This is a genomic window from Streptomyces sp. NPDC091281 (assembly GCF_044757425.1).
Lineage (GTDB): Bacteria > Actinomycetota > Actinomycetes > Streptomycetales > Streptomycetaceae > Streptomyces.
Genome location: NZ_JBIVUY010000028.1, coordinates 1 through 2,623 on the forward strand (window position 1 = coordinate 1; position 2,623 = coordinate 2,623).

The window sequence follows — 2,623 nt, forward strand, 5'->3', positions numbered from 1 at the left end:
ATCAACATATCTGGCGTTGACTTTTGGCACGCTGTTGAGTTCTCAAGGAACGGACGCTTCCTTCGTACTCACCCCAGCCAACCGGCTCAGGCTTTTCTCCGGGCATTTTCCCTTCGGTCTTGCGTTTCCGACTCTATCAGATCCTTTTCCGATCCGATTTCCTCGGTGCTTTCCAGGTTTCCCGCTTCGTTCTCGCGGTTTTCCTTTCCGGCGGTTCCGACTTTATCAGAAGTTCTGGGCCGGTTTGACCGGCTGTTTCTTTCCGATTGATCGGGGGGTGCCTCTTCGGAATCGAGAAGTCGATTTCCAGGAGGCTTATAGATACTAACCTGTCGCCGACCGGTCTCTGACCAGTTCTAGGCAACTGTTCGAATCTACCTCCCCGCATACTCCGTGTCAACGGTGTTTGCGGGGCGAAGAGGAGACTAGCAGTCCGGCAGGCGTGGTTGCACATCAGGCTGCGGTGGGCACCGTGGCGCTGCGTTCGGCCGCGTCCAGGTCGCCGGTCTCCCCCGCGCGGGCGGCCCTGCCGCCGAGGACGTAGACGTAGGCCAGGAAGGCCAGTTCGGCGGTGATGCCGATGGTGATGCGGGTCCAGGTGGGGAGGCCGGACGGGGTGACGAAGCCTTCGATGGCGCCCGACACGAAGAGGATCAGGGCGAGGCCCATGGCCATGCCGAGGGCGGATCGGCCCTCCTCCGCCAGCGCGGTACGGCGGGTGCGGGGGCCGGGGTCGATGACGGTCCAGCCGAGGCGCAGGCCCGTACCGGCGGCGACGAAGACGGCGGTCAGTTCCAGGAGGCCGTGCGGGAGGACCAGGCCGAGGAACGTGTCGAGGCGGCCGGCCGACGACATCAGGCCGACGCCGATGCCGAGGTTGAGCATGTTCTGGAAGAGGATCCAGAGGACCGGGAGGCCCAGGAAGACGCCGAGGACCAGGCACATCGCGGCGGCCTGGGCGTTGTTCGTCCAGACCTGGGCGGCGAAGGACGCGGCCGGGTGGCTGGAGTAGTACGCCTCGTACTGGCCGCCGGGGCGGGTCAGTTCGCGCAGTTCTGCGGGGGCGGCGATCGAGGACTGGACGTCCGGGTGGGTGCCGATCCACCAGCCGAGGAGGGCCGCGACCGCCGTGGACACGAGCGCGGTGGGAATCCACCAGTGGCGCGCGCGGTAGACCGCGGCCGGGAATCCGTGGGTCAGGAAGCGGGTCACGTCGCGCCAGGAGGCACGCCGGGTTCCCGTGACCGTGCTGCGCGCGCGTGCGACGAGCTGGCTGAGCCGGCCGGTGAGCAGCGGGTCGGGGGCGCTGGACCGGATGAGGGACAGGTGGGTGGCCGTGCGCTGGTAGAGGGTGACGAGTTCGTCGGCTTCGGCGCCGGTGAGGTCGCGGCGGCGCAGGAGGGCGTCGAGACGGTCCCACTCGGCTCGGTGGGCGGCGACGAAGACGTCGAGGTCCATCGGGGGGTCTGCTCCTCGGCTGTGCGTCGGCGGCCGGTGGGGGTCAGCTTGTCGTACTGCGGCGGGATGCGCCCTCAGCTTGGCAGACTGGCGCTGGTCGGGGCAGGTGAGGGAAGGGCGGCGGGCGTGAGTGAGCTGGTGACGGGTGAGGCGGTGGCGCTGGAGCTGCGGCCCGCGCGGCTGCCCAGCAGGGGGCTGGCCACGCTGCTGGACCTGTCCGTCGTGGTGGCCGCCTATGTGGGGGTGAGTGTGGGGCTGGCGGCGGTGACGGCCTCGTTGGACGACGCGGCGCTGGTCGCGGTGTCGATCGCGACGTTCCTGCTGGTGCTGGTGGGAGTGCCGATCGCGGTGGAGACGCTGACCCGGGGGCGGTCGCTCGGGAAGGCGGCGTGCGGGTTGCGGGTGGTGCGGGACGACGGGGGGCCGATCCGGTTCCGGCACGCGCTGGTGCGGGGTGCGGTGGGGGTGGTGGAGATCCTGCTGACGGCGGGAGTGGTGGCCGTTGTCGCGTCGCTCGTGTCGGCGCGCGGGCGGCGGCTCGGGGATGTGTTCGCGGGGACGCTCGTGGTGCGGGAGCGGGTGCCCGCGGCGCGGGCGGATGCCGTACCGCCGCCTCCGCCCTGGCTGGCCGGGCGGTTCGCGGGGCTCGATCTGTCGGGGGTGCCGGACGGGCTGTGGCTGGCGGTCCGGCAGTACCTGGCGCGGATGCGGCAGCTCGATCCGGGGGTGAGCTGGGCGATGGCGGAGCGGTTGGCCGGTGATCTGGCCGCGAGTACGGGGGTCGGGGTGCCGCCGGGGGTGCCGCCCGCGGCGTATCTGGCGGCGGTGTTGCAGGAGCGGCAGGTGCGGGAGGCCCGGCGGGCGTTCGGAGACGGCAGGGGTGTCGGGGGTGTCGGGGCGGGTGCCGTCGGCGGGTCTGTGGCGGCCGTGGAGCAGTCTGGCGGTCCGGTCGGGCCTGTTGCGCCCGCCGGGTCCGTGGCGGCTGGTGAGCCTGTCGAGCCGGGCGTGCCCGTCAGGGCCGAGGACGGGCCTTCGGGCACGGGATCGGTGACCGGGTTCGTGCCGCCCGTCTAGGGCGTGTCTTGTCGATCATGTGTCGAGCCAGATGAGGGTGCTGGCGAGGGTGATGGCGGCGAGGTAGCGGTCGGGGCGTTTGTCGTAGCGG

General features: G+C 70.7%; 2 protein-coding genes. One reads left to right on the plus strand and one right to left on the minus strand.

The features are described from left to right. Positions 1-453: 453 nt before the first annotated feature. The gene (locus ACIQPQ_RS37535) at positions 454-1,458 is read right to left on the minus strand and encodes a stage II sporulation protein M (protein WP_401313434.1); all 1,005 of its coding nucleotides are present in this window, start codon (positions 1,456-1,458) and stop codon (positions 454-456) included. 126 nt (positions 1,459-1,584) lie between these two features. Between ACIQPQ_RS37535 and ACIQPQ_RS37540 the strand changes: the two genes are divergently transcribed. Next, positions 1,585-2,532, plus strand: coding sequence for an RDD family protein (locus ACIQPQ_RS37540; RefSeq protein WP_401313437.1), 948 nt, complete (start codon positions 1,585-1,587; stop codon positions 2,530-2,532). Positions 2,533-2,623: the final 91 nt, after the last annotated feature.

Coding starts and splice junctions, on each gene's coding strand:
- ACIQPQ_RS37535 (WP_401313434.1), bottom strand. CDS start 1,458: ATGGACCTCGACGTCTTCGTCGCCGCCCACCGAGCCGAGTGGGACCGT.